22 protein-coding genes and 2 pseudogenes are annotated in these 26843 nt (G+C 68.3%); 16 read left to right on the forward strand and 8 right to left on the reverse strand.

The genetic code is table 11. The features are described 5' to 3' along the window. Nucleotides 1–505 precede the first annotated feature (505 nt). Entirely contained in the window at nt 506–1300 is a 795-nt protein-coding gene (locus TFC3_RS23030; protein ID WP_067503597.1) for a transglutaminase domain-containing protein, read from the reverse strand. A 111-nt stretch (nt 1301–1411) separates the two neighbouring features. Between TFC3_RS23030 and TFC3_RS23035 the strand changes: the two genes are divergently transcribed. From TFC3_RS23035 to TFC3_RS23050, 4 genes are all read left to right on the forward strand, one after another. Then, complete coding sequence (locus TFC3_RS23035) at nt 1412–2005, forward strand: hypothetical protein (RefSeq protein WP_067503601.1); 594 nt, start codon at nt 1412–1414, stop codon at nt 2003–2005. A 48-nt stretch (nt 2006–2053) separates the two neighbouring features. Then, nucleotides 2054–2683: a bifunctional 4-hydroxy-2-oxoglutarate aldolase/2-dehydro-3-deoxy-phosphogluconate aldolase gene (locus TFC3_RS23040; RefSeq protein ID WP_067507305.1), complete on the forward strand. Its 630-nt coding sequence runs from the start codon at nt 2054–2056 to the stop codon at nt 2681–2683. A 23-nt stretch (nt 2684–2706) separates the two neighbouring features. Next, nucleotides 2707–3627, forward strand: a complete 921-nt coding sequence (locus TFC3_RS23045; RefSeq protein ID WP_236718263.1) for a sugar kinase — start codon at nt 2707–2709, stop codon at nt 3625–3627. A gap of 136 nt (nt 3628–3763) precedes the next feature. Further along, complete coding sequence (locus TFC3_RS23050) at nt 3764–4663, forward strand: NADP-dependent oxidoreductase (RefSeq protein ID WP_067503603.1); 900 nt, start codon at nt 3764–3766, stop codon at nt 4661–4663. Between the two features lie 7 nt (nt 4664–4670). Here the strand turns inward: TFC3_RS23050 and TFC3_RS23055 are convergent, their stop codons facing one another. Then, nucleotides 4671–6914: a bifunctional diguanylate cyclase/phosphodiesterase gene (locus tag TFC3_RS23055; protein ID WP_236718264.1), complete on the reverse strand. Its 2244-nt coding sequence runs from the start codon at nt 6912–6914 to the stop codon at nt 4671–4673. Nucleotides 6915–7009: 95 nt separating this feature from the next. Between TFC3_RS23055 and TFC3_RS23060 the strand changes: the two genes are divergently transcribed. From TFC3_RS23060 to TFC3_RS23070, 3 genes are all read left to right on the forward strand, one after another. Beyond that, nucleotides 7010–9037, forward strand: coding sequence for an N-acetylmuramoyl-L-alanine amidase (locus tag TFC3_RS23060; RefSeq protein WP_236718265.1), 2028 nt, complete (start codon nt 7010–7012; stop codon nt 9035–9037). Between the two features lie 56 nt (nt 9038–9093). Next, nucleotides 9094–9459, forward strand: coding sequence for a VOC family protein (locus TFC3_RS23065; protein ID WP_067503612.1), 366 nt, complete (start codon nt 9094–9096; stop codon nt 9457–9459). 163 nt (nt 9460–9622) lie between these two features. After that, nucleotides 9623–10180, forward strand: coding sequence for an NUDIX domain-containing protein (locus TFC3_RS23070; protein WP_067503615.1), 558 nt, complete (start codon nt 9623–9625; stop codon nt 10178–10180). On the opposite strand, the pseudogene TFC3_RS36160 reads toward TFC3_RS23070, so the two are convergent. Continuing rightward, nucleotides 10152–10622: pseudogene (locus TFC3_RS36160) on the reverse strand (TspO/MBR family protein). The gene TFC3_RS23070 and the pseudogene TFC3_RS36160 sit on opposite strands and share 29 nt — an antisense overlap. 220 nt (nt 10623–10842) lie before the next feature. Here TFC3_RS36160 and TFC3_RS38580 point away from each other — a divergent pair. After that, a complete protein-coding gene (locus TFC3_RS38580) occupies nt 10843–10989 on the forward strand; it encodes a hypothetical protein (RefSeq protein ID WP_173745343.1) in 147 nt (48 codons plus the stop codon). Nucleotides 10990–11420: 431 nt separating this feature from the next. Here TFC3_RS38580 and TFC3_RS23075 read toward each other — a convergent pair whose 3' ends face one another. After that, nucleotides 11421–13121, reverse strand: coding sequence for an alpha-glucosidase (locus tag TFC3_RS23075; RefSeq protein WP_067503618.1), 1701 nt, complete (start codon nt 13119–13121; stop codon nt 11421–11423). A 61-nt stretch (nt 13122–13182) separates the two neighbouring features. On the opposite strand from TFC3_RS23075, the gene TFC3_RS23080 reads away from it, so the two are divergent. The 4 genes from TFC3_RS23080 (at nt 13183) to TFC3_RS23095 (ending at nt 18142) form a co-directional block, all read left to right on the forward strand. Beyond that, nucleotides 13183–14184 (forward strand): glycosyltransferase family 4 protein, encoded by a 1002-nt coding sequence (locus TFC3_RS23080; RefSeq protein ID WP_067503621.1) that lies wholly within the window; start codon nt 13183–13185, stop codon nt 14182–14184. A 126-nt stretch (nt 14185–14310) separates the two neighbouring features. Beyond that, nucleotides 14311–15474, forward strand: coding sequence for a glycosyltransferase (locus tag TFC3_RS23085; RefSeq protein WP_067503624.1), 1164 nt, complete (start codon nt 14311–14313; stop codon nt 15472–15474). Beyond that, nucleotides 15471–16640 (forward strand): glycosyltransferase, encoded by a 1170-nt coding sequence (locus TFC3_RS23090; RefSeq protein ID WP_067503627.1) that lies wholly within the window; start codon nt 15471–15473, stop codon nt 16638–16640. The genes TFC3_RS23085 and TFC3_RS23090 overlap by 4 nt, the downstream gene beginning before the upstream one ends. Continuing rightward, nucleotides 16637–18142 (forward strand): glycoside hydrolase family 130 protein, encoded by a 1506-nt coding sequence (locus TFC3_RS23095; RefSeq protein WP_067507308.1) that lies wholly within the window; start codon nt 16637–16639, stop codon nt 18140–18142. Before TFC3_RS23090 ends, TFC3_RS23095 begins: the two co-directional genes overlap by 4 nt. Before the next feature lie 31 nt (nt 18143–18173). Here TFC3_RS23095 and TFC3_RS23100 read toward each other — a convergent pair whose 3' ends face one another. Next, nucleotides 18174–18839, reverse strand: coding sequence for a response regulator (locus tag TFC3_RS23100; RefSeq protein ID WP_369819638.1), 666 nt, complete (start codon nt 18837–18839; stop codon nt 18174–18176). Between the two features lie 30 nt (nt 18840–18869). On the opposite strand from TFC3_RS23100, the gene TFC3_RS23105 reads away from it, so the two are divergent. Continuing rightward, complete coding sequence (locus tag TFC3_RS23105) at nt 18870–19970, forward strand: lactonase family protein (protein WP_067503630.1); 1101 nt, start codon at nt 18870–18872, stop codon at nt 19968–19970. Nucleotides 19971–19984: 14 nt separating this feature from the next. Here TFC3_RS23105 and TFC3_RS23110 read toward each other — a convergent pair whose 3' ends face one another. After that, on the reverse strand, nt 19985–21091 hold the full coding sequence (locus tag TFC3_RS23110) for a sensor histidine kinase (RefSeq protein ID WP_067503633.1): 1107 nt from the start codon (nt 21089–21091) through the stop codon (nt 19985–19987). 199 nt (nt 21092–21290) lie between these two features. Between TFC3_RS23110 and TFC3_RS23115 the strand changes: the two genes are divergently transcribed. Further along, a complete protein-coding gene (locus tag TFC3_RS23115; protein ID WP_201787201.1) occupies nt 21291–21914 on the forward strand; it encodes a hypothetical protein in 624 nt (207 codons plus the stop codon). A gap of 11 nt (nt 21915–21925) precedes the next feature. Here the strand turns inward: TFC3_RS23115 and TFC3_RS39550 are convergent, their stop codons facing one another. Next, nucleotides 21926–22153 carry a hypothetical protein gene (locus TFC3_RS39550; RefSeq protein ID WP_236718460.1) on the reverse strand — a complete coding sequence of 76 codons (228 nt, stop codon included), beginning with the start codon at nt 22151–22153 and terminating at the stop codon, nt 21926–21928. Nucleotides 22154–22195: 42 nt separating this feature from the next. Next, a pseudogene (locus TFC3_RS40525) lies at nt 22196–22756 on the reverse strand (methyltransferase domain-containing protein); the annotation flags it as partial. Nucleotides 22757–23539: 783 nt separating this feature from the next. On the opposite strand from TFC3_RS40525, the gene TFC3_RS39560 reads away from it, so the two are divergent. Together TFC3_RS39560 and TFC3_RS23130 are read left to right on the forward strand one after the other, a co-directional pair. Further along, nucleotides 23540–24442 carry a GGDEF domain-containing protein gene (locus TFC3_RS39560; RefSeq protein ID WP_236718438.1) on the forward strand — a complete coding sequence of 301 codons (903 nt, stop codon included), beginning with the start codon at nt 23540–23542 and terminating at the stop codon, nt 24440–24442. After that, nucleotides 24435–26765, forward strand: a complete 2331-nt coding sequence (locus TFC3_RS23130) for a bifunctional diguanylate cyclase/phosphodiesterase (RefSeq protein WP_067503639.1) — start codon at nt 24435–24437, stop codon at nt 26763–26765. The genes TFC3_RS39560 and TFC3_RS23130 overlap by 8 nt, the downstream gene beginning before the upstream one ends. Nucleotides 26766–26843: the final 78 nt, after the last annotated feature.

The following is a 26843-nucleotide window of genomic DNA, read 5'->3' on the forward strand; positions in this document are numbered from 1 at the left end:
TAAAAGAACAAGAAAGAACGCTGTCCACCCGCTTGCTCTCCACAGCGCTGGTACGGCCAGCGGGGGGGCTGGACCCGCCGGCGACCGCGCTGAGGGTGCCGGCCGGAGCCGCCGCGACCGTCGTTGCTGGGATCGTAACCGCGCCGGTGAGCAGCAGGCCCGCCATTCCCGTCGTTACGACACGTTTTCCCAGAGGTGGCATAGCCGCCCTTCCGTCAGTGCCGCGGCCGGTGCGCCGCGGAGCTCGGAAGATAGGTATCGCACACCAGCAAATACATTTATGCGACCCTGGCCGCGGTTTTGCCAACGCGTATCGGGCTCATTTTTTGCCGCACCCGGGTAAGCCGTCGATACACGCGCATGGCAAACGCATCGAGTGCGCGCGGCGGCCTTGTCGCGCTGTGCGTTTCGGCTCGGGTCAGGAGCGGGGACAGGAAAAGATTCCGCTTTTATCATCGCCTCCAGCGACTTCGGTCGTACCGGCCGGGCCTCCGTCCCAGGACAGTCAGCGGAGCAATTCGTCGGGCACGCGCAGCTCACTGCTGGTGTACAGCGCGGACACTGCCGAGGGATCCCCGAACGCGCACACCGAGGCGACAACGTCCATCAACTGGTCGTAGTCCGCACCGGTCTGCCCCTTGTACGACTCCCCCATCCGGCCCCACTCGTCCCACGGCAGCGTCTCCACCTTGGCCAGGCTGGCCAGGTCGCGGATCGCGTTGCCGCGGATCTCGGCGGGACCCCAGTTGCTGGTGCCGGCCACCCCGAAATGCGCAGCGTCGATCGTCTCGGCCCGATGCGCGGCCCAAGCCTCTCCGCCGCTCAGGAACTGCTCGGGCTGCAGGTCGACGGCGTCGCCCATGACCTGGGCATCCACGCGGGTCCAGGGATCGGCGGCACCGGCGCGGTACTCCACGATCCAGTGGTCCAGGCCCTTACCTTCCTGGAAGTAGGTGGCGAATCCGCAGCGCGCGCGAGCCGCAATGCCACGGTGCCGCAGCAGCGCGCAGGCGAGCACGGCGAAGTGCCGGCACGTCCCGACGACCCGGTGCTGCGGCGGCCGCGCGTGAGTCAGCGGGGAGGCATCCAGCGCCAGAAGCGCATCGAGGATCTGCGCTGCGGGACGGATCTGCTGCTCGGCGGGCCGCTCCCCCGGCATCTCAGCCGGATGCACGACCAAACCGGGCACCAGGGCGCAGATCTGCAGTGGATCGTCCGGCACTTGATCGAGCACGACGCTGGGCACGCCGGTGAGGTCGGTGAAGACGCCGGCCGAGGCGTAATCGATGGCAGTTGACATACGCCGAACCGTAGACCGGGGGGCTGACAAAAAGGTGGGCGTTACGACTGAACGGTCACGATCTGGGGCACGGTCGCGACCGCCGTGCCGGGGCATCGCTACGGTAGGCGCGTGTCTGAGATCCCGTGGTGGGGGCTTCCCCTCGTCGCCGTCGTGTTTGCCCTGGTGGGCGCCGGTGTGACAGTGCTTGTGTCGGCGCGCAACAACTATGCCCGCAGCCGTGCCAAGCGTACAAAACGCTGGTATGCCGAGCGCCGTGACGCTTATGTCGCATTGCTCACGCAGTTCGAACGGGCCAGCTACCGGCTGCGGACGGCGCTTGACTCCGGGCAACCCATGCCTGGGCCCTACACCTACCTGGACGAGGCCGGTCCGGCGGTCATGCACGTGCGGCTGCTGGCTTCCGGCCAGGTTCGCAGTGCCGCCCTGGCAGTTCATTTGCTGCTGGAGAAGTTGTACACTCCCAAGCCGACCCCGCCGCCGGGCGTCGATTCGAGCAAGGCTGTCCGCGAGATGCTCGGTCATGTGCCGCTGGTCATGCAGCAGCTCGAGGCCGCCATCCGCGAGGAGCTGGAGATCGAAAGCACGCCGCCGGCGGCGGCGGTTTCGGACCTCCCGGCGCGCTCGTTGCGCTCCTACATCAAACGGTCCCCGGGCGCGGCAAAGCCGACGTCTGGATCACAGGAGTCAAGCGTCACTAGCTGATCCGCCCCTGCACGCGCGATGCTGGAACCTGGCGAAGGGGAGGCGTCCATGACGGACCTGGCGGTTACCGACTCGATCGTTCGCAGCGGCGTGGTGGCGGTGCTGCGAGCGCCTACGGCGGACTACTTCTCCGCGGTGAGCGAGGTGCTCGTGGCCGCCGGCATCACCGCGCTGGAGGTCACGCTGACGTGCGCAGGCGCAATGGAAGCCCTCGGCGGGCTCCGGCGGCAGTTACCCGCCCATGTCGCGCTGGGCGCGGGCACGGTGCTGACCGCTGACGATGCCAAGGCAAGCGTGGACGCGGGCGCGGCGTTCCTCGTCTCGCCGGTGCTGGTGCCCGACATCGACGGCTTCGGTGTGCCGGTGTATCCGGGCGCGTTCAGCCCGACCGAGATCTTCACCGCCAGCCGCGCGGGCGCCCCCCTGGTCAAGCTGTTCCCGGCCTCGGCGGTTGGCCCCGGCTACATCAAGGACCTGCACGGACCGTTGCCCGACATTCGCATCATGCCGACCGGTGGCATCGCGATCGCCGACGTGGCGGCGTGGCTGTCGGCCGGGCCCGCGGCGGTGGGGTTGGGTGGACCGCTGATCGGCGATGCGGCGACCGGAGGCAGTCTGAGCGCGCTGGCCGCCCGAGCCCGCCGGGCTGTGGACGCCGTCGCCTACGCGCGGTCGTGACCGCTGCGGCCGTGGCACGCGGCGTGCTGACGTTTGGGGAAACCATGGGCGTGGTTGCCGCCGACACCATCGGCCGGCTGCAGCACGCCCGCGGCTTCTCCTTCGGCATCGGCGGTGCGGAGAGCAACGTAGCGATCGGCGTGGCTCGCCTGGGCGGCTCGGCCACCTGGCTGGCCCGGGTCGGCGCGGATGCGACCGGCGACCTGATCGAGCATCGCCTGCGCGCCGAGGGTGTCAACGCCATCGTCATGCGCGACCCTTCGTTCACCGGCTTGCTGGTCAAACATCGGCGCACTGGTTCGCTGTTGCACGTCGACTACCATCGCGCGGGCAGTGCCGGTTCTCGCCTCACGCCCGCCGACATCCCGGCGAGCACGGTGCGTGAGGCCGGCATATTGCACGTCACGGGCATCACGCCGGCGCTGAGCACGTCGGCGCGCGCGGCGGTCTTCCACGCGGTCGAAACGGCACGCGCAGCCGGCGTTGCGGTGTCGCTCGATCTCAACTACCGGGCCAAACTGTGGTCCCGTTTCGACGCCGCGCCCGTGCTGCGCGACCTGGCCTCCCGGGCCGACATTGTCTTCGCCGGGCCGGACGAGGCCGCGCTGGTCGTTGACGGGCCACCGGTCGAGGAGCTGGCGGCGCTGGGAGCCTCCGAAGTGGTCGTCAAGGACGGAGCGCGGGGATGCTCAGCTCTGATCGACGGTGTTCAGCACCGCTTGCCCGCGCTCCCGGTCTCCGTTGTTGACCCGGTGGGCGCCGGGGACGGCTTTGTCGCGGGCTACCTTGCCGAGCGTCTCGCCGGTGCCGAGGCGGCGACCCGGTTGGCCACGGCGGTAGCTGCGGGGGCGTTCGCCGTGACCGTGCCGGGTGACTGCGAGGGCCTGGCTTCGCGCGAAGACTTGGCCCTGCTGGTGTCGGTCACCGACAACGTCGCCCGCTGACCGGGGCTCAACCCTGTCGCACGGCGAGCGCCACGATTGCCGGCCCGCACGTTCTTGAGCCCGCTGAGATTTCAGTGACCTACGCCTCAGGTGCCGGGGTTGACCTTCACCTAAGTCGAGGGTTCAGGATCAGGCCATGAGAGCAACCGTCTTCGATCGTTTCGGTCCGTCCGATGTGCTCCGCGTCGCCGAGCTTCCCGATCCCGTGCCCGGCCCCGGTCAGGTCCGCATCCGGGTGCAAGCCGCCGGTGTCCAGCCGTTCGACGTTGCCGTCCGGCGCGGGCAGATGCCCTGGGTCAACGCGGTGTTCCCTCAGCAGATCGGCCAGGAGTACGCGGGGGTGGTCGATCGGTGGGGAGAGGGCGTCACCGGCCCCGCCATCGGCACCGAGGTGCTGGGGTCGACGATGCTCAACGGGTGTGCCGAGTTGCTCGTTGTCGACGCCGCGAATGTCGTCGTCAAGCCACCGGAGCTTGACTTCCCGGCCGCTGCGGCTCTGGTCGCCGCGGCGCAGACGGCATCCGGGGCGCTGGCTGAGCTGAAGGTCGGCGCCGGCGATGTGCTGCTCCTGCATGCGGCCGCTGGTTCGGTGGGCACGCTGGCCACTCAGCTGGCCCGGCGCGCCGGCGCCGTGGTCATCGGCACGGCGAGCCCGGCCAACCATGACTACCTGCGCGAGCTTGGTGCTGTCCCGGTGGCGTATGGGGACGGGCTGGTCGAGGCCGTGCGTGGCCTCGGCCACCGGGTGAGTGTGGCGTTGGACGCCGCGGGTGGCGACGCGATCGCTCAGTCCATCGCGCTCGGGGTGGACCCCCGGCGGATCGGCACGATCGTCGACGACGCGGCGGCCGAGCGGCACGGTGCTCGCTCGGTGCGGGCGGGCCGGTCCCCCGCCCGCCTCGCCGAGGTCGTGGCGTTGGCTGCTGAGGGCGACGTGGTGATGCCTCTGCGCGTGTTCGCGTTCGAGGAGGTGGCAGCAGCTCATGAGACGGTCGAATCGCGGCACGGACGCGGGAAGGTGGTTCTGGCGATGTGAGCGGCGGTCAGACCGCGACGTTGCCGCCGATCAAGCTCTCCTGAGCCGCGGCGACCATGGGCTTGCCGAAGAGCCAGCCCTGGCCCAGGTCGCATCCCTGCGCCCGCAGCCAGTCGCGTTGCAGCGGCGTCTCCACGCCCTCGGCCACCACCCGCAGGTTCATCGCTTTGGCCATGGCCAGCACCGCGCGGACGATCGACTCGTTCGCGCCGTGCTCGCCCACCTCGGAGACGAAGGAGCGATCGATTTTGAGGATGCCGACGGGCAACCGGTTCAGATAGCTGAGCGAGGAATAGCCGGTGCCGAAGTCGTCGATGGCCAGGGTGACGCCCAGGTCGCGCAGGGCGGTGAGCGCGCCGAGGGCCGTCTCGAGGTCTTCCATGACCCCGGATTCGGTGATCTCGAGCCAGAGCGCGGCGGGCGGCAACCCGGTTTCCTGCAGGACGTCGCGCACGATGCCGACCAGGGCGTGGTCGCGCAGCTGACGGACCGACACGTTCACCGAGACGTGCAGCGGGTGGGCGCCCGGTCCGCGAACCGTGCGCCAGGCGGCGAGTTGGCGCACCGATTCGCGCAGCAGCCAGGCACCCGCGTCGACGATCAGGCCGGTCTCCTCGGCGACAGGGATGAACTGCAGCGGCGACACCGCCCCGAGCTCGGGGTGGTCCCAGCGCATCAGGGTCTCGAAGCCGTCGAGTTCGCCAGTGGTCAGGCTGACGAGCGGCTGGTAGGTGGCGTAAAGCTCGCCGCGTTCGAGCGCACCGCGCAGCGCCTGCTCGAGGTCCATGCGGTTGCGCACCTGCTCGCGCTGGGACTCGTCGAACAGCGCGTAGGTGCTGCGCCCGAAGTCCTTTGCCTTGTACATGGCGGTGTCGGCGTCGCGGATCAGGTCGAGGGCCTGAGCCGCACCCGGCGACGTCGCGACGCCGATCGAAGCCGTGATCACCACGTCGCCGACCGACAGGTTGAAGGGGCAGGTGAAGCTGGCGATAACCCGTTCGGCGAAGGCCGCCGAGGCAGCAGCGTCAGCCGACGGGACCGCGACGATGAACTCGTCGCCGCCGATGCGGCAGACCAGGTCGCCCTGGCGGGCCTGCCGGCTCAACCGGTCCGCGACCGCACACAGCAACTCGTCGCCGACCCCGTGGCCCCAGTGGTCATTGACGAGCTTGAAGCGATCCAAATCGATGAAGAGCAGGCCGATCTCCCGGTCTTTCCAGGCCGCAACGGTCTCGACGAGCAGCCCACGGTTGGGCAGGTCGGTCAGCTCGTCGTGGGTGGCCCGGCGCCGGGTGGCCCGCTCGGCACGCACGCGGGAATTGTTGGAACGCACGACGCGATAGAGGATCGCGAACACCAGGCAGACGCACAGCACCGCGCGGACCGCGCCGTCGAGCACCCCGGAGGTTGGTTCGACGGTGGTGATGACGACGGGCACGACCACCGTCAGGGCGATCAGCGCGGTGCGCAGCTTGCTCAGGTCGCGCACGACGATGCGCTGCGGCTGGGTGAGCGTGCGCATCGATGGGTCCAGCATCGCCGAGGCAACCAGCAGGAACGTGGCCATGAACAACACGTCGACCAGCTCGGCCGAGACCGGGGCCAGCTCGCCGTCGCGCAGCATGAAGACGAAGTCGCCGGTGAACATGGCCGCGGCGGCCAGGATGAGCAGCCACAGGGCCGGTGCACGGGCACCGGAGAGCGCGAGCTGCGCCACGAGGACCAGCAGCACCACGTCGATCACCGGGAAGAACGCGTTGGCGAAGCGCAGGGGCGAGAGCCCGTCCTGCTGGATCGACGGCGCAACCAGATAGGTCCAGCACATGAAGGCGGTGGCCAGCCCGGCGAGCACCGCGTCCACCCGGGCCGGGTCGTCCTCGAGCGCCCGGCGCAGCTTGAGCAACGTACCGAAGGCCACGCCCATGAGCAGATAGCCGGGCAGCACGAATGCGTTCGGGATCAGCGCCATCGCGGTCGGCGGCGACTCCCCGGCGCCCGGCACCAGCGCCCGGATGACTACGCCGGCGAAGAACAGCGACGCCGAGCCGAGCAGGTGCAGCCAGGGGCCCCGCTGATCGGGCAGCGCGATCCGGCGTACGGCGTAGGCCATGGCCCCGAGGCTGCTCAGCGCGCACAGCACCAAGAGCGGCAGCCGCAGAGCCTGCGGGCCGGCGATTTCCAGCCCGATGGCGGCGACCGCCGCGCCGAGGAAAAGCCTGGCGCGGGTCACGTCCTGCCTATCGGCAGACAATTTACGACCCTTAATAACGCATACCAGCCCCGCGCGGACCCCGCACGTTTCATCCTGATCTGGGCCGATCCGAAGTCTTTCGCGGGGGGACAGGCGTGACGAAACGAGTCCTGAGTACGGCAACGAGCGCCCTGATGCTGGCCGGCATCACTGTCGTTCTGGCGAGCGGAAACACCGGTTCTCCACCGCATCTGGCTGCCGCTGCGGCGAGCGAACCGACATTGCAAACCATCGACCTGGCGACCGGCGCCGGTGCCGCACGCGGCTTCTCCCGGGCGGCGAACGACGGACCGCGCACCACCGCACGGTTCAGCCTGATCGGCGCCACCTGGGCCGACGCGTCGGCCACGCCGGCCGCGGCGGTGCAGGTCCGCACCCGCTCCATGGCCACCGGCGCATGGACGCCCTGGCAGACTCTCGAAGCCGACGGTCCCAGCCCGGCGGCCCCCGGTTCGAAGGACGCCATCCAGGCCCGGGGCAGCACGGACCCGCTGTGGGTCGACCCGTCAGACGGGGTGCAGGCGCGCATCGCGGGCGGCACGGCGCCGCCGCCCCGGGGCATGCGCCTCGACCTGATCGACCCCGGCACTCCCGCAGCGACGATGAAGCCGGCCGCCGTCACGGTGCCCGAGCGCCCGATCCCGAAGGTGGTTACCCGCGCCGGGTGGGGCGCCAACGAGAAGCTGGTCAAAAACGCGCCGGAGTACACCACCGACGTCTCGGTGCTGTTCGTGCATCACACAGCCGGCACGAACAACTACAGCTGCTCGGACTCCGCAGCGATCATCCGCAGCATCCAGGCGTACCACGTCAAGAGCAAGCACTGGAACGACATCGGCTACAACTTCCTGGTCGACAAGTGCGGGACCTTGTTCGAGGGGCGCCGGGGCGGCATCACCAAGCCGGTGCTGGGCGCGCACACGCTGGGGTTCAACTCGCGCAGCAGCGCCATCGCGGTGCTCGGCAACTACGGATCGCAGGCGGTGTCGCGGCAAGTCAAGACGGTGATCGCGCAGGTGGCGTCGTACAAGCTGGGAATTTACGGCCACGCCCCCGGTGGGCGCGCGGCGCTGGTGTCCAGCGGCAGTGATCGCTACGCCAAGGGCAGCACCGCGATCCTGAACCGGGTCTCCGGTCACCGCGACACGGGCAAGACCGAGTGCCCCGGCAACACGCTGTATTCACAGCTCGGCTCGATCCGCAGCATCGCGGCGGCGGGGCCCGCCGACCTGACCATCACGAAGATCAACGGGGCGCGCAAGACCGGCTCGACCTGGTTCACCCGCAGCGCGATCCGCCCTTACTGGCAGGTCGACACCGCGACCACGCTGATGGACCGCTACGACGTGTACGTCGACGGCGAGCTGGCCGCATCGGTGCCGGCGACGCAAGGTCAGCAGTTGCTCCAGCTCACCCCGGGGCGGCACAACGTCCGGGTACGCGCGGTGGCGTTGAACAACCGGGTCTCGTACGCAAGCCTGGCCGTCTACGCCGATGCCACGCTGCCCCAGTTCACCAGCGGTCCCAGCGTGGCCCTGCGGACCGGCTCGCTCAACGGCATCGTGCCCGTCCGGCTGCGCTGGGCCGTGCAGGACGCGGGCGGGTTGTCCTCGGTTGTGCTCACCACCCCGGCGTCCGCCGACCTGGGCGTCACTGCCACGTCGTGGGCCGGCTCGGTCAGCCCCAGCACCGAGACCACCTACGGCCTGCGCGCCACCGACCGGGCGGGCAATGCGCGCTCGGTCGCCGCGGTGCGCACACCGGTACTGGTGCCCGAGGACCGCGCCGAGCAGACCGGCACGTGGCGCTCGGTGGGCAACAGCGCCTACCTCGACGGTTCCGCACTGCGGGCCACCACCGCCGGGGCCTCGCTGAGCTGGACGTTCACCGGTCGCTCGGCGGCACTGGCCTTCAGCCGCACAGCGGTGTCCGGGGCGATCCAGGTGTACGTCGACGACCAGCCCGCCGGCACCATCGACCTGCGCTCGACCGACACCCTGTACCGCCGCGCGGTCTGGTCCCGCTCGTGGAATGCCAGCGACCAGCACACCGTCAAGATTGTCGTCGAGGGCACCACTGGCCGGCCCGGTGTGATCTCCGACGGCCTGGTCTACCTGAAGTAGATACCCGAACGGGGAACCTGACAGAAGATGTCAGGTTCCCCGAGCACGATGGGTCCATGTCTGGATTCGCCACACTAGCGATGATCAACTTGGACGCCGAGAACCCAGGCGCCCTGGCCACGTTCTACTCCGAGGTGCTGGGATGGAACGTCCTGCACAGCGAAACTCAGTACGCCATGATCGGCGACGGCTCAACAAGCATCGGCTTCGGCCAGGTGCCCGGCTACTCAGCCCCCGGCTGGCCGCAGGAGCAGGCGCCCAAGCGCTACCACCTCGACTTCTACGTCGAGGACCTGGACAAGGCCGAGCAGCAGGCCCTCGCCCTCGGCGCCACCAAGCCCGACAACCAACCCAACCCCGAACGCTGGCGAGTCCTGCTCGACCCAGCCGGCCACCCGTTCGACATCTGCCTGCAGTCCTGAGGCACCTCGCTCGAGCCGCTCGCCCCGGATGGACCGTTCCGTCCGGGGCGGCGCGCCGTCAGCCCCCGCCACCATCCGGCCCGACGCCATCGCTCCCAACCATGCCCAGGTCCGGCCACAGCACAGGAGCGGCGTCCGGCCTCGCTCTAGCCATCATCACCGGATGCTGCCGCTCCTGCACTCGACGATCGCCGCCCTCCAGCCGCATGACGAGCTGGAAGCCGCGCATCTGAGCGACACATTGGCCTGGCTGGAAACCACGGATGATGTATACCGCCGGGCCAAACCGGCCACCCCGCCGCGCCACCTGGTGTCCTACGTCGTCCCGGCCGACCCGCAAACCGGCGACGTGCTGCTGGTCGACCACCGCAACGCCCGGCTCTGGCTTCCGCCCGGCGGCCACGTCGAGCCCGGCGAGAACCCGGCGCTGGCCGCTCGGCGCGAACTGGCCGAGGAACTGAGCGTCGACGCGTCGTTCACCCAGCCACTTTTCCTGACGGTCACGCAGACGGTGGGCGTCGACGCCCGGCACACCGACGTCGGCCTCTGGTACCTCGTCGAACTCTCCCGCGACACACCGCTGACCGTGGACGAGGGCGAGTTCGCCGACGTCCGCTGGTGGAATCGCTCCGAGCTAGCGGCCGCCGACCCGGCCCGCTTCGACCCTCACCTGGGCCGATTCCTGGAAAAGCTCAATTGGCGTGCCAAATCCAAGCGTTGAGCGCTGTCGCAAACGTCGCCCACATCCAATAAAGCAGCGGCAGCGTCGCAGCCCGCGAATCGGCCGGAACAACGCCACAGTGACGCCGATCATCACCCTTAGCACCGCGAGGTCCAGCAACGCAAGCCCGTACCGCCCAGCCCCGAAAAAGATCGAAGTCCAAACCGCATTCGAAACCACTTAGTTTCCGTACGCCGTAAGCGCCGTCGTCCACCCCGCCTCCCGCTACACCAGCCAACCGGCAACGGCGATGAGGACGTACAGCAAATCTCACACCGGCCCAAAGACCCATGAAGGCGGCGCCCACGAAGGCTGCTCAAGCCGCTGGTACTCAGCCGCCGTCCCGGCCACCCCCAACCCGCCAACCAACCGCAGCGACCGCCACCGCAACCCTGAACGGAGCAAGGCTGAAAAAGGGCCGAGCGCCAGCAAACCTACTCATCAGCCCCGGCTACCCCGCCCGAGTCCGCCTACCCGCTCAGCGTCCGACCGCCCCGCCCGGGACTGACCACCCGCTAAGCCCTCGACTGCCCGCAGACTTGCCGCCCACTCGCCCCCGGCAATGCGGCCAGCCCGGGCCGTGCAGAGCCATCGTGTTTGGGAGCAGTTCTCCAGAGGGTATGAGCCGCGCCGCCACACCCCCGACGAATTGAGGCTCTCCAATGCACATCCAAGGCGTGCTCTACCTGATCGCCGTTATCCTCCTCGTCCTCGCCGCCCTGCCCATCGGCACCCGCGGCGTATCCCTGGCCCTGCTCGGCGCCGCCTTCGCCCTGCTCGCCTACTCCTGGGACACCATTACCGCGTGAGACGGCCGCCTCACGCGGTGACGCCTTTCCCCGCGTGAGGCTTCTCACCGCGAGTTGCCGCTCCCATTGGGTCGCTCCTGGGTGAGGCCTCTCCCCGCGTGGGTCGCTCGCGCGCGAGGCCAGTCCCCGCGTGGGTCTCTCTCGCGCGAGGCCTGCCCCCGCCGACGGCCTCTCTTCGACATGACCTCTTGTCGAGGAGAGGCCGCGGCGGTCACCTGCACGAGGCCAATTCCGGCTGGTGTGCCTTATCGCCGCAGCCAGACGCTGTGGTTGCTGGCTGACTGGCATTCGCTGGCGACCGCTCCCTCCGGTTCAAAGCGCCCAGCCGAGGCCGCACACCCCACCAGCCAAGGCCGCACATCCCACCAGCCGAAGCCGCACATTCCACCAGCCAAGGCCGCACTCCCCGCCAGCCGAGGCCAAGGCGGCCCTCAGGACGTGACTTGTCGGCGATAGATGACGACCTGCCACGGCTCAAGCTCAAGCCCCGCCGGTGCCGGCGCGTTCGTCAGGACCAGTTCAGCCGATGACCAGGCCTCGGCTTCCTCGATCTCCGCGCGTACCGGCTCGCCCGTGAAGTTGCCGATCACCAAAAGCTCGGTGCCGCCGTGACGGCGGGTGTACGCATACAGGCGCTCGTCGTCGGGCAGCAGCATGGTGAAGTCGCCGTACACCACCGCCGGTTCGTCCTGGCGCAGCCTGATGAGTTGGCGGTAGAAGTGGTACACCGACTCCTTGTCCTTCACCGCCGCGGCCGCGTTGATGTCCGTGTAGTTCGGGTTGACCGTCAGCCACGGGGTGCCTGTACTGAAGCCGGCGTTCGGCGACGTGTCCCACTGCATGGGCGTGCGAGCGTTGTCCCTGCTGCGGGCGCGTAGCACGGTCAGGACCGCCTCGGGCGTCTGACCTTCGTGATCCACGGCCTGCGTGTACTGCCCGAGCGCCTCGATGTCGCGGAAGTCGGCGATGGACTCGAATGGATAGTTCGTCATGCCGAGCTCTTCGCCCTGGTAGACGTACGGCGTCCCGCGGTGCAGGTGCAGCACCGCGCCGAGCATCTTGGCCGACCGTGTGCGCCACTGCGGTGAGTCGTCGCCGTACCGGGACACCACGCGCGGCTGGTCGTGGTTGTTCCAGTAGAGGCTGTTCCAGCCCTTGTTGGCGAGTCCGGCCTGCCAGCGGGCGAAGATGGCCTTCAGCTTGGTGAGCTGCAGCGGGTAGAGCAACCATGGGTCGGCGCCACGGTCCACCCACACGTGGTCGAAGTTGAACACCATGTCGACCTCGCCGCGCACCGGGTCGGTGTAGAGCTTGGCCTCGTCCACGGTGACGCCAGGCATCTCGCCGACTGTCAGCAACGCCTCGCGGCCGGCGAAAACGCGTTCGTGCATCTCGTGCAGGAACTCGTGGTTTCGGGGGCCGTGCATGTAGAACGGTGCACCGTCGCCGTAAAGCGATCCCGGTCGGACGGCACCGTCGGCCAGCGGGGTGGTCTTCGAGATGTGGTCGATGACGTCCATCCGGAAGCCGTCCACACCGCGGTCCAGCCACCAGTTCATCATCTCGTAGATGGCCTCGCGGACCTCGGGGTTCTCCCAGTTGAGGTCCGGCTGCTTCTTGCTGAAGATGTGCAGGTAGTACTCGCCGGTGCCGGGGTCGTACTCCCACGCCGGGCCACCGAAGACCGAACCCCAGTTCGTGGGCTCGGCGCCGGGTGTACCCGGTTCCATGCCCTCGCGGGCCGGCCGCCACCAGTACCAGTCGCGTTTCGGGCTGTCCTTGGCCGAACGGCTCTCGGCGAACCACGCGTGCTCGTCCGAGGAATGGTTGACGACCAGGTCCATGACCAGCCGCATACCGCGTTCGTGAACGCCGGTGAGCAGCTCGTCGAAGTCTGTGAGCGTACCGAGAATAGGTTCGATGTCCTGGTAGTTGCTGATGTCGTAGCCGTTGTCGTCCTGCGGGGACGGATAGATCGGCGACAGCCAGATCACGTCGACGCCCAGCCCAGCGATGTGATCGAGGTGGTCAATGATCCCGCGTAAATCGCCCATTCCATCGCCGTTGGCATCGGCAAAGCTGCGGGGGTAGATCTGGTATACGACGGCACTGTGCCACCAGGGGTTTTCCATGGTCTCTCTTTAACACGCGAACCTCGTACGAAACACCGGATCCGCTCCCATACTGAGGATCATGAAGGTGGCGCTGCTCGGACCGGTCGCCTGGCGCACGCCGCCGGTCCACTACGGCCCGTGGGAACTGATCACGAGTTTGCTCGCCGAGGGCTTGACCGCCCGAGGCGTCGACGTGACTCTCTTCGCGACGCTCGACTCGATCACGAAGGCCACCCTGGACGGCGTCGCGGTCCACGGGTACGAAGAGGATCCTGAACTCGACGGGCGCGTCTGGGAGGCGCTGCACGTCGGCTATGCCCTGCAACGCTCGGGGGACTTCGACCTGGTGCACAACCACCTCGATTGGCTGCCGCTCGCCTTCTCCGCGCTCTGCCGGGCACCCATGCTGACAACCATTCACGGCTTCTCGGGCCCCACCATCCTGCCGGCCTACCGCAGGGCGCACTCGGCCTTCGTGTCCATCTCCGACGCCGACCGCAGCCCCGACCTCGACTACGCGGGCACGGTCTACCACGGCGTGGATCTCGACCAGCTCCCGTTCACCGAGGACGGCGGCGAGGATCTGGTGTGTTTCGGGCGCATCCACCCCGACAAGGGCACCGACATGGCGATCGAGATCGCGCGGCAGGCGGGACGCCGGTTGGTGCTCTGCGGCATCGTGCAGGACGAGGAGTTCTTTCGTTCGCATGTCGAGCCGCACATCGACGGTGACCAGGTCATATACCGGGGTTCGGTGGGGCCGGAGGATCGCGCCCGAGTGCTCGGCGGCAGCGTCGCGTTGCTGCACCCGATCCGTTTCGCCGAGCCGTTCGGGCTGTCCGTTGTCGAGTCCATGATCTGCGGCACGCCGGTGATCGCGTACCGGAAAGGCTCCATGCCCGAAGTCATCGACGAGGGCATTACCGGTCACCTGGTCGATGACGTGGACCAAGCTGTACACGCCGTGAAGGAAGTTGCCACGCTTGACCGCGCCGCTTGCCGGACTCGCGCCCGCAGCCGCTTCGGAGCCGACCGGATGGTTGACGACTACCTGGCGATTTACCGCAAGTTGCTCGGCTGAACACTCCTCTGTTGTTAACGTCCTATTACTAAATAGCGGCAATTCTCCCGAAAGGCCAGGGTTACACTTCCGCTCGCTCTCCTTCGCGGTGCGGGGAGGCAGCCGCCTGATCAGAAAGGGGCTGCCATGCCCGTGACCTATGGCTTTCTGAGCACCTATCCGCCGACGCAGTGCGGTTTGGCGACATTCAATGCGGCACTTGCGTCCCACCTGACCGCAGCCGGGATGCCCGGGGCGTCCGGCAGCGGTGTGGTCCGGTTGTTGTCGGCCGACGCGGCCGGAGGCGGGCTTGAGGTGGACCCGGCGGCACCGCGGGTGGTTCACACGTGGCACACCGACACGCCCGGCGGCTGGACCGCCGCAGCCGCCGCCCTCAACCGTTTCAACGTGGCGGTCGTGCAGCATGAGTACGGCATCTACCCCGGCACCGACGGCGATGAAGTCCTGCCGCTGCTGCAGGCGCTCAAGGTGCCAACGATCGTGGTGCTGCACACCGTGCTGAGCACACCGTCGCCGTCCCAGCGCGCTGTGCTCGAGCGGGTAACCGAGGCCGCGGACGCGGTGGTCACCATGACCGACACCGCCCGCCGGCGCCTCACGGCCGGCTACCGCGTGGACCCGCACAAGGTCACAGTGATCCCGCACGGTGCCGGCAGTCACACCAGCGCGCCGCGCGAAGCCCGTGAGGTGCCGCACCTGCTGACGTGGGGGCTTCTCGGGCCGGGCAAGGGCATCGAGTGGGCGCTGCGAGCGCTCGCTGGCCTGCGGGACATGGACCCGATGCCCCTGTACACGGTGGCCGGACGCACCCATCCGAAGGTTCTCGAACAGCACGGCGACGCCTATCGCAACTCGTTGAAGGACCTGGCGGCCGAGCTGGGCGTGTCGGAGCAGGTGCGCTGGGAAGACGTTTACCTCGACCAGACCGCTTTGAGCCGCCTGATCCGCTCGGCCGACGTGGTTGTCCTGCCGTACGACTCGACCGAGCAGGTCACCTCGGGCGTGCTGATCGAGGCCGTGGGCGCGGACGTGCCGGTCGTGGCCACGGAATTCCCACACGCGGTGGAGTTGCTCGCGGACGGCCCGGGCCTGCTGGTACCGCACCAGGATCCGGAGGCCATGGCGTCGGCCATCCAGCATCTGCTGCAATCGCCCGATGTCGCTAATCATCTGACCGGCCTCGCAGGTGGCCCTACCCTGCGCTGGCCGGCCGTGGCACACCGGTACCAGAGCCTGGCCGCCCGTCTGCTTGCCGACCGCACGCCCGTCGCCACTTCCGTACCCGCATGAGCGTGACCTTGCGGCTGGTCCCGCCGCCCCTGCAGCTCATCGATGCCCCGGAACCGAACTGGTCGCACATCGCCCGCCTGTCCGACGACACGGGGCTGTTCGAACATGCAAGACATGCGACGGTACGGCGGGAGCACGGCTATTGCGTCGACGATGTCGCCCGCGGCCTGCTCGTAGCCAGCCGCGAACCGCAGCCGACAGCGCTGGTCACCGGTCTGTCCGAGCGCTATCTCGCCTTCATCACCCATGCCATGGCGCCTGACGGCTCGGTCCGCAACCGCATGTCGTACGACCGGCGCTGGCAGGACAAACCCAGCTTGGGTGACTGGTGGGGCCGCGCCCTGTGGGGCCTGGGCACCGCCGCCGGGCGCAGTGTCGTGCCGTGGATCCGCAGGGAGGCATACGAGTCCTTCCTGGTCGGCGCCCAGCAGCGCTCGCCGTGGCCGCGGGCCATGGCCTTCGCGGGCTTGGGCGCGGCGGAGGTCCTGCGCGCCTTCCCGGCAGATCGGGCGGCAGCGCAGCTTCTGGCGGACGCGGCGACCGTGGTCGGGCTGCCCGGCAGCGACCCCGGCTGGGTCTGGCCAGAACCCGTACTGACCTACGCCAATCCGGCCCTGGCTGAAGTCCTCATCCATGCGGGCGACCTCCTCGGTGACGAACCCCTGCTGACTGACGGACTACGCATGCTGACCTGGCTGTGCCAGGTCCAGGAGCACAACGGCCACCTGTCCACCGTTCCGGTCGGCGGCTGGCGACCGGAGCGGCCGGAGCCGTCGGCGCCCCGGCCCCCGTCGTCGGCTTCCTTGACGGCGCCCACTCTCTCCTCGCCCTCCGCGCCGGCGCTGCCGGCGTCGCGTCACCGTTTCGATCAACAGCCGATCGAGGCGGCGGCAACCGCGGACGCCTGCGCCACCGCGTCAGCGGTTACCGGCGATGACGCCTGGGATGCCCCGTTGTTCCAGGCGATCGCCTGGTTCCTCGGCGACAACGACACCGGAACCGTCATGCATGACCCCCTGACTGGCGGATGTTATGACGGATTGACACCGGAAGGCCCTAATCTGAATCAAGGTGCCGAATCCACTCTCGCGCTCGTCTCCACGTTGCAACACGCCCGTGCGTGGGCAGGGCGCAGCGCGACCCGACCGTCAGGCGGCCCAGCGTGACAGCAACTCTCGATCCGCAAGAACAAGTCCAGACCACCTCTCTCGCTCTGCGCCACGCGCTGACGATGCAGCCCGACGGGCGGCGCGTGGTGATCAAGCTGTTCGTGCCCGGCGAGGACGCGCAGATCCTGCAGAACCGTGCGTCCAGCCTCATCGAGCGCATCCTGCAGCTCGACGAAGATGAAATCGCCCGGCTGCTCGACGACGTGCTGACCCGCTTCGCCGGACGCCACCACGATCTGCTGGGCACGTTCGGCCATCACTTCGACCTGCTGCACCACCGCGTGCCTCAGGACGTCGAGCTTTCGCCGAACGCCCGCACCCTGATCGGCGCGTACTTCAGCCACGAGTACGCGATCGAGGCCGCGGCGCTGTGCAACCCGTCGATGGTGCCGCACCCGGACCAGACCGGCGTCGAGCCGGGACAACTGCGGGTGGCCATCAGCCTGCGCCAGATCGGCGAGGGTCACATCTCGTCGATCGGCTTCTGTTCGGCGGTGCTGGGCCCCGGAGACCACATCCGGCTGGAGGACCGCGACGGCCCGCTGATGGTCGGCGAGCGTACGGACGCCCGTCACCAGCGTGACTTGCTCGCCGCGGGGCTTGCCGAGGGCGACATCGACAACGAGTTGTCGGCCACCGTGCTGGCGTCGCTGCCGGAAACCTATTCGGAGGAGGAGTTCGAGGACGTTCTCGGCCACCTTCCCGGCGAACTGCTGGCGCGCCCCACCACCGGCGAGACGCTGGCGTTGCTGCGCGAGATCACTGCCACGGATTACGCGGTCGCCTTCCCGGTCACCGTTCCCGTGCACCAGCGAGTGCTCTGGCCGGCCACGCCCGCGGAGAGCAACGGCATGGAGGACGCCCGCTTTGTGCAGGTGGTGGAGCCTGACGGCCGTACGTCGTACTCCGCGACCTACACGGCATACGACGGCCGGCAGATCGGTGGCCGCATGCTGCAGAGCCGCGACCTGCGCCACTTCGAGGTCACCGCGCTGCGCGGCCCGGCGGCGAGGAACAAGGGGGTTGCCCTGTTCCCACGCCCGGTGCACGGCCGCCACCTCGCGCTGTGCCGCTCGGACGGCGAGACGCTGGGCCTGAGCGAACGCGACTCGTCCAACCGCTGGCAGGCCGCGGTGCCGTTGCTGAGCCCGCACCGTGGCTGGGACCTGATCCAGGTGGGCAACTGCGGCTCCCCGGTGGAGACCAGCGAGGGATGGCTCGTGCTCACCCACGGTGTCGGCCCCATGCGCCGGTACGCGATCGGCGCCATGCTGCTCGACTTGGATCACCCGGAACGCGTGATCGCCGACCTGCCCGACGGACTGCTGGAGCCGGACGAGATCGAGCGCGAGGGCTACGTGCCCAACGTCGTCTACTCGTGCGGCGGTCTGGTCCACGACGGCCGTTTCTGGCTCCCGTACGGTGCGAGCGATGTCCGGATCGGCTTCGCCAGCATTGAGCTGGACCACCTGCTCCGCGCCATGGTTCCGGTCGCCTGAAATCCCAGCTCGCAGGGTGCCTGAGTCCATGTCAGCCCGCATCGCGGCCGGCCGTGGCATCGTGCACGAGCAGGGCGATCTGGACCCGGTTGGCGAGCTTCAGCTTCGCCAAAATCCGTGATACGTAGGCCTTCACCGTCGCCGTCGACATCAGCCGGGCCACACCGATCTCCTGATTGGTGTGGCCCTGCGCGACGAGCAGCGCCACCTCCCGTTCGCCGGGACTGAGCTGTTGCAGCACCACCCGGGCACGCTCTTCGCGCGGGTCGACATCTCCGGCCGCGGCCATCGTCATCACCCGCCGCAGCACCCCCGGTGAAAGCATCGGCTCCCCCGCCGCAACGCTTCTGATCGCGCGCGCGATGTCATGTGGCGGGGTGTGCTTGAGCAGAAACCCGCTGGCCCCTGCACGCATCGCCCGGACAACATGGTCGTCGCGGTCGAAGGTGGTCAGCATGATCACCTCAGGGGGATCGCGCCTGGCCCGCAATGCTGCGGTGGCGGTCAACCCGTCCATTCCCGGCATCCGTACGTCCATCAGCACCACATCCGGCCGGTCCCGGTTGATCGCCCCCGCGACTTGCGTTCCGTCTGTCACCGCTCCCACCACCTTGATGTCATCGAACGCGTCCAGCAGAAACGTCAGCCCGCTGCGAACCAATGCGTCATCGTCTACGAGCAGCACCCGCACCACCACGGCAGCAGCTCCTCCGTTAGATTGAGTTACATGGATGGATCGAGGACCACCCGTCGAGGAATTCTCAAACTGGGCAGTGTTGCCGCCTTCACCGCCGCTGCTGGGGCCGGCGCATTCACAGCTCTCCCAGCGGCCGCCGATGATGAGGCGCCGCCGACCAGTTTCCACCTCGGCTCGTACACGTCCGCAGGGGGTCCCGGCATCGCCGGCGGGCACCTCGACCCCGACACCGGAGCGCCGGTGGTTGACGCTTCCACGGCCGAGATACCGGAACCCTCGTGGCTGGCCACCAGCCCGGCGGGTGGCCTGCTCTACGCGATCAGCGAGCAGGAAGCCGGCACAGTTAGCGCTCTGGCGCCGGACCTGAGCGTGCAGGGCACCGTCCCCACCGGCAGTGGACCCGCCCACGTGGCCGTTCACCCCAGCGGCGCTTTCCTGTTCGTCTCCCTGTACGGAGAAGGCGCGGTGGTGACCCACCCGATCAACGCCGACGGCACTCCCGCCGAGGCATCGGACAAGCGCTCGCACGGCTCGGGCTCGCACGCTCACCAAGTCGTCGTCGACCCGTCCGGCGCCTATCTGCTTGCCGTCGACCTCGGCCGCGACGCAATCTTCACGTACACGCTGGATGCCGAGGTGGGAGTGCTCACCGAGGTGGCCCGCACCGCGCTGCCCGCGGGAAGCGGTCCCCGCCATCTGGTCTTTCACCCCTCGGGCACCGTCGCTTACGTCGCCAACGAACTCGACTCCACCGTGACGGTGTGCTCTTACGCCGACGGCATCCTCAAGCCCGGCCAGGTCGTTGCGGCCGCTCCGGACACGGGAGTAACGAACTACCCTGGAGAGATCGTCGTCTCCGCCGACGGATGTTTCCTCTACGTCAGCAACCGCGGCACCAACACGGTCGGTGTTTTCGGCATCAGCGAGGACGGCATGGGCATCGAACGGGTCGCCGCGCCGCCGTGCGGCGGCGACTGGCCGCGTCACCTCGCCCTCGATCCGGATGGCGAGCGGCTCTATGTCGCCAACCAACGCTCGGGCACCGTCACCTGGCTTTCCCTCACTGACGGCATTCCCGGCGACGTGTCCGGCTCTCTCCCCGTCCCCGGGGCGGCTCAGATCTTGATCTGAGCATCGGCCCTGCGCTACTGACTCCATGGCAACCAGGCCTTCAGCTGGAACTCGCCGGCCGCCGTCGGTCCGTGCTCCAGACGTCCGCCCGCCATCTGCACCCGCTCGTGGAGCCCGACCAACCCGGCGCCCGCGCCCGGCACGTCGCTTCCATTGCTGTGCAGCAGGTTGCCGACTTCGACCACCAATCCGTCGTCCTTGCGCCCGGTGACCGCCACGGTCACCGGTGCGCCGGGCGCGTGTTTGTGAGCGTTGGTCAACCCCTCTTGCACAATCCGGTACGCGTGCCTCCCCACCCCGTCGGGCACCGGGCTGGTCACGACGAAGTCCAAGGAGACATGTGCGCCGGCATGGCGGGACTGCTCGACCAACGCCGGCACGTCGCCCAGGGTCGGCTGAGGATGGTCAAGGGCAGGATCGCGCAGCATGTGGATGACGCTGCGCAGATCCTCCAACGCCTTGTAAGCGCTCTGGCGGATGACATTCGCCGCCTGTTGCTCCTGCTCGGAGGCATCCCGGCTCACCTCGAGCGCACCGGCATGCAGCGCGAGCAACGAGATGCGATGGGCGAGGACGTCATGCATCTCCCGAGCGATCAGCTCCCGCTCGAGGTGCCGGCTCTGTTCCACGCGCAGCTTCTGGCCCTCTTCCGCCTGCCGGGCGCGGTCCGCCCAGGCGCGCACGAGCCTGCGGTGCGACCGGATCAACATCGCAACCGTCACCAGGCTCACATGTGTGAGAACGATGAACGCCGACGCCTCGGCGAAGGTCCGTGTCGGGCCGAGCGCAAGGTAATAGGCGCCTGTCACGATCACGCTGTGCAGAGCGGCCAAGAGCGCCGCTACACGCGCGGGACGGTGCAGTCCGACTGCGAAAAGCGCGATCGGCGTAGCGCCCATCGGAAGACCGAAAACAATCCCGGCGGGGATGAGAACCAACGTCAGAGCCACCGGGTGGGTGCGCCGGAAAGCGATCAGACCGGCAAACGCACACGCGCCCGCGAGCACCTCGGCCGGCATCGCCGCACCGCCGCCCTCGGACACGGTTGTCCAGAGGAAGTAGGAGCCCAGGGCCATCGCGAACAGCCCCAGACCGAGCTCCAGCAGCCATGACCGTTTCATGGCGTCGACGCTACTTTTCCGCCGTTCGGGTGGGCAGTGGCCATGAGTCGATGGACTCATCGACTTTGGTCGACGACACATCGACTCTTGGCCGTATCGGCGGAGGGCCCCGCCGAGCCAAGGTCGGTACGTGAGAGACGAGACGAGCCCACAACCGGGCGACAAGACGGTCGCTACGCCCCGGTGGTTCCGTGCCTTGGTGTGGACCGGGCTGCCGGTTGCTGCGGCTGGGGCGGGATGGGTTGCACATCTGCTTCCCGCCCAGTTGCTGCGCATCCCGTTCGCACCGATGCGTGGACCGTTCCGGCTGGTGGCTGGATTGCCGGAGCCCGGCGCCTTGATCGGCGCTACCGGCATCGGAGCATTGCTTGGCCTCGTCCTGGCCTTTTTCGTGGACAAGGAGTCACTCACCGTTGGCTTGTACCGGCAGCAGGTGGTGTTGTCCCGGCCAGGAGTACGCCGGGTGGTGTCTCGCGCGTCGGTGGCTCGCGCCTTCCGCGAGCACGACCACTTGGTTTTGCTTGGCCGTACAGGAAAAGAATTGGCCCGTGAGCCGTGTCATCTACGGCCGGAGCGCCTCGCGGCACTCTTCGGATCCTTGTGGGCCGAGCAAGACCCCTATGAAGGGAAGTATTCGCGTTGGGTGCCCGGGCTTCCCGCCATGGACCTCACGGCCGAGGCGCTGTTGACGGCCAGGCAGCGGGCCCTCGACAAGGGTGACGCCGAGGAAAGCCGCCAGCTACGCGAGGAGCTGGGGCGAATCGGTTTCGTGGTACGTGACGTCAAGAAGCGGCAATTCTTTCGAGAGACGGCCGACGAATGAACAGTCTCCAGTCATACATCTGCGGCAACCACCCAGATCGTCAGGACCGCCAGGAAGTCACCGCGTGCACCGGCTGCCCTGATCTCAGCCAACCAGTCGGACCACAGGTCGTGCGGAGCCGCCCACGTGTGTGCCGGAACGGCCGGGTTGACCATGGGCAGCACCACCGCCGCCGAGCCGGGGTCCGGGAAATAGCAGGTCACCGGCGTGGCCGTGATAGTGGTCAGCCCATGGTCCACCAACCGGCGGCGCAGGGTCCGGCCGAGGTCGTGCTGATGCGGGGTAAGCCGGCCGCGAGCCTGTCTGAGCACCGCACCGGCGAGTGCGCTCTGCACACCATCGAAGGCAAGCGAGGCCCAGTCGGTGTCGAGCAGGCAGACCCGGCCACCGCTTCGGGTGACCCGTACAAGTTCAGCAATGGCGCGGTCGGGATCGCGGACGTGTTGCAACACCCGTTCGCACCAGACGCCATCGACACTGTTGTCGTCCAGGTCGAGATCACAGACGTCGCCCGTGGCGTAGCGAACGTTTCCGCCCTGTTGTCGCTCGCGCGCGGCTGCCAAGGTCGCCTGGGAGCGGTCAAGGGCGATGACCTCGCCCTCCGTGCCGACCGCAGCAGCCAGCTCACGGGCCACGTCGCCCGTTCCGCATCCGGCGTCCAGCAGCCGCTGGCCCGGGGCAGGTCGCAGCAGCTCCCACGCGGTGTGCCGCACGCGCCGGATCTCCGGGTGACGCGTCATCGCGTCGAGCGTCGCCACCAGCATGGCAAGCGTGTCGGACGGCATCCGGTCGAGATCCGCGTACGGGGGACGATCCAGCTGTGCGGGTTCCATGGCGCCCATAGTGACCTGGGAGGAAGGGCTTCACAGCCCGCCGTCAACCTTCCGACAGGGAAGTCTCACTTGACGTCCTGGCCGACCGATCGAGCAAGCGTGACCAGGCTTCGGCAGCCGCCGCGCGACAAGCGACGCAGCCCGACGCATGCCCGTCGGCGTACGCGTACCAGCATTCGCGTGTCGCTGTGGCGCGTCCCGCGAGGCACCGGAGCTCTGCAATCGTTGGTCGGCGCTGCCGGCCGGTTGTTTCCCGGCAACATCGGTAAGACCCGGTTGGCGGCCGCGACCGTCAGCAGCCTGACGCTGCTGGCGAACCTGCCGCAGATCGGCAATGCCGAGCGCACGCCCGCCTGGCTCCTGGCCTCGTTCATGGCGATCGTTTTCATGGTGACCGCACTTGTTCTCACCTCGCTGCTGCGCCGGGCGCCGTGGTGGGACTCCTTTACGCTGCCGCTTCTCATCGTCATAGGCGGATCCGGCCTGCGGGATCCGCTAACCACCGTGACGCTTGCGCTCGCAGTCACGCTGACTCTGTCGTTGTACGGCCCGATGTGGCTGTGGGCAGCCCGGACCCTGGGGTCCTTCGTCGCGGTGCCGGCCGCCGTGGCGATCTCCCCGATGTCGCTGGGGCGACGCATGGCATGGGACTCCGCCGCAATGATCAACATGATTGCGCCGCTGACACTCATGGCGCTGATGATGCGGGGCATCTATCTGGCTCTGCGGCATCAGGAGAGCGTCAGCGCGCGTGATGCCGTACTGGCCCGGACCGGCAGCCGGATGATCAGCATGACCGATGTCGAGTCCGTGCGCCGCACCGGCATAGAGGCGGCTCGGGAGATCGTGAGGCTGACGCCGGGCGTCGCCTTCGTTGTGCTGCGGCGCGGACCGGCCGGTCTCTACGTGCACAATGCGGCCGGTCTTCCCGATGAGGTGCTGGGTGTTGCGGTGCCGGAAACAGTGGTTGCTGATCCGCAGTTGATCGCCGCTTTCACCGGTCGGTTCCGGCACTGGCGCATCGAGACGGTCTCTGATGACCTGCACTCACTGGTCGGCGGGATCAAGCCGGTCCAGCGGGACATTGCCGACGCGTTCTGGCTGATCAGTCACCAGGTGATCCTGGGCGAGACCGCGTGCCGCTCGCATGCCGAACTCGACTACCAGGCCAACCATGACGATCTGACGGGACTCCCCACCCGGGCGAAGTTCTTCAAGGAGCTGAGAGAGGCGCTACGCCTCGGACCGCCGGGCACCGTGGCGTTGCTGCAGATTGATCTTGACGATTTCAAGCAGGTGAACGACACCTACGGGCACGCCGGTGGCGACGACCTGCTGGTGGAGCTGGCCGGGCGCATCGGTCAAGCGGGGGGCGCCGGCGCGCTCGCGGCGCGGCTCGGTGGCGACGAGTTCGCGTTGCTGCTCACCGGTCTGACCCATTCCGGGGCGGCTCAACAGGTCGCCAGCGAGCGGTGCGCCGCATTGAGTGAACCCGTGACGCTCGGCAGTGCCGCGGTACGGGTCGGTGCCTCCATCGGCATCGCCCTGGCGGATGTCGGGCTCACCCCCGACGAACTGACCCGGCGCGCCGATATCGCCATGTACGCGGCGAAGGTCCGCGGCAAGCATCAGGTGGAGCGGTTCGACCCGGCCCGGCACCAGGACCGCGGCGGCGATCGGCTACAACATGCCTGACCATCAGGAAATCCCCGGGGCTGCCGCCGACGCCCACAGTTTGGCGGGCGTCCGGGCGACTGCTGTCGCTCAGACCGAGCTGTTTGTGACCGAACAGGCGAACGTGCGGCGATGGCAGCTTCTCATTCCGGCCACCACGCTGGGCCGGGTCCGGCTCGGCGCCATGGTGCTCGCGTGCATCAGCTTGACCACCCAGCTCGGCGAGTTGCAGCCCACCGGGTCGCACGTATGGGACGTGCTGGCGCGTTTGTCGCTCGCCGGTCTGGCCGTGGGCTTCCTGACCACCTACGTGCGGGGACGGACCTGGGTCGTCGACCCCATTGTGCTCCCGCTCTTTGTCGCAGTCGCCGGTTCCGCCCTCCGCGACCCCATCGCCACCATCGGTCTGACCATGATCCTGCTCCTGGTGCAGGCGCTCTACGGTTCGCTGCGCTCGTGGGCGGTCCGGTCGTTTTTCGGCATGTTGTCGCTTCCGGCAGCACTGATCGCCGCACCGACCCCGATCGGCGCGCTCATGGACCTGGGGCGGTCGGCTCAGCTGATCCCTCAGATCCTGCTGGTGACGGCGCTGACCCGAGCGATCTATGCGGCACTGGGCCGGCAGGAGCAGGCAGCCGCGCGGGAGGCGTTGCTCGCCCAAGCCGGAAACGAGATGCTAGCTGCCACCCAGGTCGCCACGGTCCACCGCATCGCCTTGGATGCCGGGCAACGTCTGGCGACGTTGAGTCCCGGGATTGCCCTGCTGGTTCTGACCGAGGACGAGAGCGGATTGCGCGTTGAGGCCGCCGCCGGCGCAGGGGTTGAAGGTTTGCACGCTCAGGTTCTGCCGGCGGCGGTGCTGACCGATCCGGCCGAAGTGCTGTCCCGGATTGCGCCCCGGATCCTGAGCTGGAATGTCGAGCAGCTAGCTACGCGGAGCTATCGGCTGGTCGGTGGCGTCCGCCCCGTGCCCGAGCCGGTCATCAACGCCTTCCGCACCCTCGGCACGCAAGTACGCCTCGCGGAGGACAGCTTGCGTTCGCACGCCGAACTCGACAGGCAAGCCAACCATGACAGCCTCACCCACCTGCCGACGCGGGCCAAGTTCTTCCGGGAGCTGATCACCGCGGTCGACAACGGTGCTCCCAGCTCGGTCGCCATGCTCAACATCGATCTCGACGATTTCAAGAAGGTTAACGACGGCTACGGGCATGCCGCCGGCGACGAGCTGCTGGTTCAGGTCGCGCGACGCATCGAAGAGGTGGGCGGCAACAACGGCATCGCCGGCCGCATGGGCGGCGACGAGTTCGTGCTCCTGCTCACCGGCGTGGCGGACGCCGCGGGGACGGTCAAGATGGCCGAGACGCTGTGCGACCGGCTGGTGGAGCCGATGCGCTTGAGCGAAGCCACCGTACGAGTCGGCGCCAGTATCGGTGTCGCCATCAACGAGCTGGGCACCAAGGCGTCCGAACTGACCCGGCGCGCCGACATCGCCATGTACTCGGCCAAGGCGCGCGGCAAGAACCGGGTGTCACTGTTCACCGTCGAGGAACACGGCGAGGTCGCCCGGCACCGGCTACTCGAAGACCAGCTCCCGTATGCCATCGAGCGCGACGAGATCGAGGTGTTCTACCAGCCGTACCTCGACTTGACCACAGGCAAGTGGGCGGGCGTCGAAGCTCTCGTGCAATGGGGGCACCCGAGCATGGGCCCGGTGAACTGCCGCGAGCTGCTTGCCCTGGCCGAGCGAACCGGCGAGCTGACGGCGGTAACCGCGTTCTTCCTGCGCAGGGTTGCTGCCGACATCGGCAATATTCCGGGGGGAAGCAAGCTCCAGCTCGGCATGAACTTGAGCGCTCATCAACTCTTCGATCCTCAATTCGCCGAGGCCGTCCTGGGGACGCTCGCCGAATGCAAGCTTGCACCCTCGCGCCTGGCCTTGGAAATCGTCGAGTCCGAACAGATCGACGATGCGCGAGCCCGCGCCCAGCTGGATGTGCTGTCCGCCAGCGGGGTGCGGATTGCGCTCGACGATTTCGGTACGGGATACGTGTCGCTGGCGTCGCTGCGAGCGTTCCCGATCGACCAGCTCAAGATCAATGGCTCATTCCTCACCGGTGCCCCGGAGACACTGGACCTGATGCTGTCGGTTGGTGCCCTGCTCGGCACGGAGACCCTTGTGCAGGGCGTTACCACTGAGGAGGAGCTTGAGCGGTTACGCGACACGAAGGCGACCGCGGTGCAGGGGCCGCTGATCGCACCGATCATGCCGGCTGCTGAGCTTGCAGCCCTACTGGCCGAGGGCACGCCCGCGATCTACCGCAACGTTGTCCGCCATGGCTGAGTTCGCCCACCCGGGCAACGAATCAGGGGAAGACCCGGCGGGGGGCGAGCAGATCGGACGGCCTGCGTCATGGCTCCC

Origin of the sequence: Actinoplanes sp. TFC3, from assembly GCF_001553785.1 — a bacterium.
Taxonomy (GTDB): domain Bacteria; phylum Actinomycetota; class Actinomycetes; order Mycobacteriales; family Micromonosporaceae; genus Actinoplanes.